Source organism: Rhodococcus rhodochrous (assembly GCF_014854695.1).
In the GTDB taxonomy this organism is placed as follows: domain Bacteria; phylum Actinomycetota; class Actinomycetes; order Mycobacteriales; family Mycobacteriaceae; genus Rhodococcus.
Genome location: NZ_CP027557.1, coordinates 4,452,396 through 4,458,874, shown reverse-complemented (window position 1 = coordinate 4,458,874; position 6,479 = coordinate 4,452,396). Strand labels below are relative to the sequence as shown.

Here is a 6,479-nt window from a genome sequence, read left to right as displayed (position 1 = left end):
GGTGCCGTCAGTCGACGCAGCCGGTGGGCGCCGGAACGGTCTCGTCGAGGGTGGAGAGCACGAGCTCCGCGGTGAGCCGGTCGGCAAGCATCTGCAGGTGCGTGGTCTTCGCGGAGGCACACACGTCCTGCAGCACGATGTCGGTGACGTTCGGGTCCTCGCCCAGGCCGCTCGTGTACGGCTGCACCACGTCGTCGTGGGCGGTGAGGATGTTCGTGTACTCCACCGGCTCGACGAAACGGCCGGTCGCGGCGAGATCCTCGAGGAACTGCGAACCGGGAAGCATGTCGGCGCAGGCGGGGCACGTCGCGTACTCGAAGTCGCGCATCACACCGTCGCTGGTGACGATGGTCGTCCCGTCCCACAGGGGAGCGAGCGACACGAGCCGGTCGACCTTGTCGGCGCCGCCGTCACCGATCCACTTCGCCGCGACCAACGTGCCCTGCGAATGGCCGACGATGTCGACCTTCTCGGCTCCGGTCTGCGCGAGCACCTCGTCGACGAATGCGGAGAGCTGATGTGTGCTCGGCTCGAGCGGCGCCATCCCACCCAGAGCGCTGACGGGCCACGGACCGGGGAACGCGCCGAACGTCGGAGCGAAGACGCAGTAGCCGGCGTTGGCGAGCAGAGGCGAGAACGTCTGCCACGCGACCTGCCGGTTGCCGCTGGTGTTGTGGACCAGCACAACAGGATTGGGCTTGTCGGCGGTCGGGCGACAATTCGGGTCGTTCGAGCCGGGAGCCGAACCACCCGGATTCTCGAGCTCCAGAGCCACCGTGTCGGGAAGTTCGTACGGAACGGGCAGCGTGGCGGGCGAGGCGGCCGCCACGCCGGATCCGAGAAGACCCGCGGCGAGAACGGTCAGCAGGAGCGATCGGCCAAACACGGGTCATCCTTCGAACAGTGACGATTATCGGCAAGTGCACTGCGGCCCTATAAGGTGTTCCGGGGGCTGCGCAGGGGAACGGAATCGGAGTATATCTATGCGGCGGATATCCGCGTTGGCGGTCGTGACGACCGTCGTGGCGTCGACCTGGGGACTCGGAGCGTCGACGGCGTCCGCAGAACCCGATGAGGCCCGGCTCGTGAGCACCACGGTCGTCGACGACCAGCAGCTCGACATCGAGGTCTACTCGCCGTCCATGGACGAGAACATCGAGCTGCGGATCCTGCGCCCCACCGACACCGACACTCCCGGCCCCACGCTGTACGTGCTGAGCGGCGTCGACGGCGGGTCGTACAACAACAGCTGGATGGACCAGTCCGACATCGTCGACTTCTTCTCCGACAAGCACGTCAACGTCGTCATCCCGAAGGGCGGCGAGTCGAGCTACTACACCGACTGGAAGCACGACGACCCGAACCTCGGCCGCTACAAGTGGGCCACCTTCCTCACGGAGGAACTGCCGCCCGTCATCGACGGCACCTACGCGACCACCGGCACCAACGGTCTGATCGGTTTCTCGATGTCGGGTACGTCGTCGCTCAATCTCGCCATCGCTGCACCGGATCTGTACGACGCGGTGGGCAGCTTCAGCGGCTGCGCACGCACGAGCGACCCCCTCGGCCAAGCCTTCGTCACCACGACCGTCGTCAACTTCTTCGGCAACCCGCTCAACATGTGGGGGCCGTTCGACGACCCCACCTGGGTCGCCAACGATCCGTACGTCAACGCCGAGAAACTCCGCGGCACCACTCTGTACCTGTCGTCGCGCACCGGCCTGCCCGGCCGCTACGACAATCTCGAATCCGAGTGGATCAAAGACGAGGAAGACCTCGCCGACGTGGTCATCAAGGGCGGACTCATCGAAGCCGCCGCGGCCGACTGCACCCGGCGCATGGCGACGCGCCTCGACGAACTGGGCATCCCCGCCACCATCGACATCCACGACGACGGCACCCACAACTGGGGCTACTGGCAGGACGACCTGCACAACTCGTGGCCCGTCCTCGGCCCCGCGATCGGCGCCTCCTGACGAGTTCTCCACAGGCGGTCGGTTCATCCACAGACCCGGCCGATTCGTCCTCGTAGGCACCTGCGGGCCCGGGGCGACAGGCGATGCTGGGCGTCATGGGGGAGTTGATCCTGCGGCGCGAGGCACATGCGCGCGGCGTCACCGATGCGGAGATCCGACGTCTGGTGCGGAACGGAACGTGGACTCGGCTCGCGTCGGGAGTCTTCGTCCAGTCCGACCAGTATGCGGGGGCCGACGATCACGCTCGACATGCTCTGCGGGCACGGGCGTTCATCGCGAATGCCGGACCAGCCTCGGCGCTGAGCCACGTATCGGCCGCGGTACTGCACGGGCTCGACGTCTGGCAGATCCCACTCGACGATGTGCACCTCACCCGCAACGCGCCGAGTGGAGCGCGGAGGACACCCGGCCGCGTCATGCACGCCGCGCTCTTCCGTGAGGCGGACGTCGTGGATCGGAGGGGAGCGCGGGTGCTGTCGGTCGCACGGACGATCACGGATGTGGCCGCAACGGTGCCGGTGGAGCAGGCCGTCGTACTTGCCGACAGTGCGCTGCGAGCAGGGCTGGTTGCCCCCGTCGATCTGACCCGTGCCGTGGAACGGATGGGGAGCCATCCCCGTATCGCGCACGCGCGTCGTGCCGTGCAGCTGTCGAGCGGGTGCAGCGACAGCGCCGGCGAGTCGCGGAGCAGGGTCCTGTTCGTCCGTGAGCAGATCCCGTTGCCGCTCACACAGGTGGACGTCTTCTCCGCCGACGGCAGGTGGCTCGCTCGCGTCGACTTCCTGTGGCCGGAGCACGGTGTGATCGGCGAGTTCGACGGTCGGATCAAGTACCGCCGCGACGGGGTCGCGACCACCGCCGCCGAGGACGTGGTCTACCGCGAGAAGCTGCGGGAGGACGCACTGCGTCACGCGGGGTGGACGGTGGTGCGGTGGACGTGGCAGGACCTCGGGACCCGCGGCGCCGTCGCAACGAAGGTGCGGGAGGCGTTCGCACGGGCGGCGCGGGGGAGCGGGCCGACGGGGAGGTACGCAACAAAGAAGTGAGGCTCGCAACGCCAGCAGTCACTGCCAGCGTTGCGAGCCTCAACCTCGCGTTGCGTACCTACTTGCGGCCAGGTGCCTTCGCGCCGGGCTTGAAGCCGAGCGCGCCCGGCTTCGCCTTCGGTGCCTCGACCTCCGGCTTCGCCGGGGTCGCGGGCGTCTCGGGCTCCGCAGGAGCCTCGGCGACCGGCTCGGGTTCCGGCGTCGGCTCCGCCTTCGCCGGCGCAGCAGCAGGAGCGGCAGGCGCAGCCTTCTTCGCACCCGGTCCCTTCAGACCGCTCTTGAGCTGCAGTCCGCCCGGCTTCGCCTTCGGGAGCGCCGACTCCTTCGGCTGCTCCGCAGGGGCTTCCGTCGCGGGAGCCTCCGCAGCAGGTGCTTCCTCGGCCGGAGCCGCGGGCGCAGAGTTCGCTGCCGGAGCCGCCTTCTTGGCGCCGGGGCCCTTCAGGCCGCTCTTGAGCTGGAGGCCACCCGGCTTCGCCTTCGGCACCGCAGGTGCCTCGGCTGCGGGAGCTTCCGACGACGACTCGGCAGGGGCAGCAGGTGCGGCCGGCTTCGCGGCACCCGGGGCCTTCGCACCCGGAGCCTTGAGGCCGCCCTTCATCTGCAGTCCACCGGGCTTGGCCTTCGGCGCTGCCGGTGCCTCGGCCGCAGGAGCAGCAGAAGCCTCGGACGACGCGGCAGGTGCAGCCGGAGCCGCAGCCTTCTTCGCGCCCGGACCCTTCAGGCCACCCTTCATCTGCAGTCCGCCCGGCTTCGCCTTCGGAGCTGCGGAAGCCTCGGCTGCCTCGGAAGCAGGAGCCTTCGCACCACCGGGAGCCTTCGGTCCGCCCGGAGCCTTGAGACCGCCCTTCATCTGCAGCCCGCCGGCCTTCGGGGCACCGGTGGTCTTCGGAGCAGCCGGCGCTGCCGCTGCCACCTCGACCTCCTCGACGCGCTCCTTCTCGACCTCTTCCGCGGTCTCCTCGACCTCGACCGGCGTCTTCGGCTGCTGGACGACCTTGAGGTTGTCGCTGAGCTTGGCAGCCTCGACACGAGAGATGGACTCGAGCATGAGCTGCGCGACGTCGATGACCTCGACGCCCTCGCCCTTGCCCTCTTCCTGACGCGCCGTCACACCGTCGGTGAGCATGACGCGGCAGAACGGGCAGCCCGTCGCGATCTTGGCGGGATTCGTGGTGAGCGCTTCGTCGACACGGTCGATGTTGATGCGCTTACCGATCTTCTCCTCCATCCACATGCGGGCACCACCGGCACCACAGCACATGGACCGCTCGCCGTGACGCGGCATCTCGACGAGCTTCGCGCCCGACGCCGCCATCAGCTCGCGCGGAGCGTTGTAGACCTTGTTGTGCCGTCCGAGGAAGCACGGATCGTGGTAGGTCACGTCCTGGCCGACGGCCTTGACCTGGACCAGCTTCTTCGCCCGCACGAGACGGTTGAGCAGCTGCGTGTGGTGGACGACCTCGTAGCTGCCACCCACCTGCGGGTACTCGTTGTTCAGCGCGTTGAAGCAGTGCGCACAGGTCACGACGATCTTGCGCTTGCTCTGCTCGACGCCCTCGAACACACCGTTGAGGACCTCGATGTTCTGCTGCGCCAGCTGCTGGAACAGGAACTCGTTGCCCGCGCGGCGAGCGGAGTCGCCGGTGCAGGTCTCCTCGGCACCGAGGACCATGAACTTCACGCCGGCGGTCGCGAGGAGCTCGGCGACGGCCTTCGTGGTCTTCTTGGCGCGGTCCTCGTAGGCACCGGCACAGCCGACCCAGAAGAGGTACTCGTAGCCGTCGAAGCTGTCGGCATCCTGGCCGAAGACCGGGATGTCGAACTCCATCTCGTTGATCCAGTTGAGACGGTCCTTGGCGTTCTGGCCCCAGGGGTTGCCCTTGTTCTCGAGGTTCTTGAACAGACCCGCGAGCTCGGACGGGAAGTCCGACTCGATGAGCACCTGGTAGCGACGCATGTCGATGATGTGGTCGACGTGCTCGATGTCCACCGGGCACTGCTCGACGCACGCACCACAGTTGGTGCACGACCACAGGGTTTCGGTGTCGATGACGGGAGCGAGCTCGCCTGCTTCCAGCAGTCCCTCGGTCTCGCCGACGAGCTTGCGACCCGACTCCTCGCGAGCCGACGTCGGGATCTTCGCCAGCTTGGCCTCATCCGGGTTGCCCTCGGCGTCGACCAGGCCGACCTCGTCGCCACCGAGATCGGTGCGACCACCGGCGAGCAGGTAGGGAGCCTTGGCGTAACCGTGGTCGCGCAGCGACGTGATGAGCAGCTTCGGCGACAGCGGCTTACCGGTGTTCCAGGCGGGGCACTGCGACTGGCAACGACCGCACTCGGTGCAGGTCGTGAAGTCCAGCCAACCCTTCCACGTGAAGTCCTCGATGCGGCCGGCACCGAAGGTGTCCTTGTCCGGATCGGCGTCTTCCATGTCGACGGGCTTGCCGCCGGACATCATCTGACGTGCGGCACCGAGAGCGGGACCGCCGTCGTCCTCACGCTTGAAGTAGATGTTGAAGAAGGCCGAGAAGCGGTGCCATGCGACACCCCAGGTGATGTTGCGGCCGACGATGTAGAGCCACACCATGCCCGACATGAGCTTGATGAACGCGAAGACCGACACGAGTTCGGGGCTCTCCGGAAGGATCCGAGCGACCTGCATCGTGAAGAAGTCGGTGTAGGCGTTGTGGTGGTGGTAGGTGGCGATCTTGCCGGCCTTCACCAGGATCATGCCCAGGCCCTCGAGCAGCACGACCGCTTCGACGAAGTAGGCGGCCTTGAAGTTCGAGCCGCTGAAGCGCGACATCCGACCGGGCTGACGCGGATGGTTGCGCTGGCGGATGTAGATCAGCGTCAGGATGCCGATCACCGTGCCGAGGCCGAGGATCTCGTCGATGAAGTGATAGACGACGGTGTCACCGATGAGGGGCCAGTGGAACTCCGGATCGAACGTCTGGCCGTAGGCCTCGAACCAGACGATCGCGCCGAGCATGAAGCCGACCATCACCAGCCAGTGCGCCCAGCCGACGGTCCGGAACTTGACCATCTTCGTGTGCGCGAGGAATTCGACGACCATCTGCTTGAAGCGCGGGAAGAACGGCCGCCAGCGGTCCGGGGCCGGCTGGCCGACCCGGATCGTGTTGACCATCTTCAGTGCGCCGCTGATGAACGCGAACCAACACACGAGGCTCAGCAGCACGCCGATCGTGCCCAACGTAATCGTCAGGGCATTCATACGTGGCCTTTCGTGTCGGGGGCGGCGTCGTGCCGCCTGGTATGAGTCACCGCATCGTAACGCAAGCAAAGTTACCCACCGGTAACTTGTTCTGAACTGGAGTTACCCGCCAGTAGCAAAATCTGCGTCGAATCGGAGACCGTGTGCCCGGACACGCTAGAGGCCAAACGTGATACCGCCGTCACGCAGGATGTCCTAACTTGCCCGAAACGAGGCGTGTGT

The 6,479-nt window shown here is 67.0% G+C and carries 4 protein-coding genes; 2 read left to right on the top strand and 2 right to left on the bottom strand.

Going from position 1 to position 6,479, the window contains the following annotated elements; genetic code table 11:
• Window positions 1-7 precede the first annotated feature (7 nt).
• Window positions 8-886, bottom strand: coding sequence for an esterase/lipase family protein (locus C6Y44_RS20570; protein ID WP_159417581.1), 879 nt, complete (start codon window positions 884-886; stop codon window positions 8-10).
• A gap of 115 nt (window positions 887-1,001) precedes the next feature.
• Here C6Y44_RS20570 and C6Y44_RS20565 point away from each other — a divergent pair, with 115 nt between their 5' ends.
• Both C6Y44_RS20565 and C6Y44_RS20560 read left to right on the top strand, forming a co-directional pair.
• Window positions 1,002-1,976: an alpha/beta hydrolase gene (locus C6Y44_RS20565; RefSeq protein ID WP_159417582.1), complete on the top strand. Its 975-nt coding sequence runs from the start codon at window positions 1,002-1,004 to the stop codon at window positions 1,974-1,976.
• Between the two features lie 95 nt (window positions 1,977-2,071).
• Window positions 2,072-3,022, top strand: coding sequence for a hypothetical protein (locus tag C6Y44_RS20560; RefSeq protein ID WP_159417583.1), 951 nt, complete (start codon window positions 2,072-2,074; stop codon window positions 3,020-3,022).
• 58 nt (window positions 3,023-3,080) lie between these two features.
• On the opposite strand, the gene C6Y44_RS20555 is transcribed toward C6Y44_RS20560, so the two are convergent.
• Window positions 3,081-6,257 carry a (Fe-S)-binding protein gene (locus C6Y44_RS20555; protein WP_159417584.1) on the bottom strand — a complete coding sequence of 1,059 codons (3,177 nt, stop codon included), beginning with the start codon at window positions 6,255-6,257 and terminating at the stop codon, window positions 3,081-3,083.
• Between the last annotated feature and the right edge of the window lie 222 nt (window positions 6,258-6,479).

What these genes read in the sequence shown, in the direction of transcription:
- C6Y44_RS20560 (WP_159417583.1), top strand. Translation starts at nt 2,072, where the DNA reads ATGGGGGAGTTGATCCTGCGGCGCGAGGCACATGCGCGCGGCGTCACC.
- C6Y44_RS20555 (WP_159417584.1), bottom strand. Translation starts at nt 6,257, where the DNA reads ATGAATGCCCTGACGATTACGTTGGGCACGATCGGCGTGCTGCTGAGC.